Source organism: Rosenbergiella gaditana (genome assembly GCF_018494065.1).
GTDB classification, from domain to species: domain Bacteria; phylum Pseudomonadota; class Gammaproteobacteria; order Enterobacterales; family Enterobacteriaceae; genus Rosenbergiella; species Rosenbergiella gaditana.
Genome location: NZ_JABBFR010000065.1, coordinates 1 through 409 on the forward strand (window position 1 = coordinate 1; position 409 = coordinate 409).

The 409-nt window shown below is 38.1% G+C and carries 1 protein-coding gene; it reads right to left on the reverse strand.

Annotated elements, in window-relative coordinates; translation table 11 throughout:
• A partial coding sequence (locus HH682_RS15455) for a fimbria/pilus outer membrane usher protein (RefSeq protein WP_214238367.1) occupies positions 1-409 on the reverse strand: 409 nt, incomplete at both ends.

A 409-nucleotide genomic window follows, 5' to 3' on the forward strand; every position in this document is an offset into this window, starting at 1 on the left:
TTTTTTGTCGCGTAGCGGTATCCGGCCAAGGTAAGATTGGTATTGGTGGTATTTAAATATTTACTATAAGTAACTCTAAAGCTATTACCTGTTTTTTTTTCGTTATTCAATGTAGTATCTGCGCGTGTGACATCTAAAGCGATAGCACCGATAGGGGTATTCCAGCCACTACCAATCACTTCAGAATTATAATTATCGCTTAGAGTACTCCCTCCATACAATGTTAGTAAGTTAGTGAGGCCATACTGGTAACTCCCCATAAAAAAATTAGTACGTTGACTCGTGTTGATTGCTCTAGTTTTTCCGGCATAAAAGTTGAAGTGTGATAAGCCTGGTTTTAGCATGCCCGGTACAGAAGAATAAGGGACTGTAAAAGTTTGTACATTACCATTCGCCTCTAATACTTTTA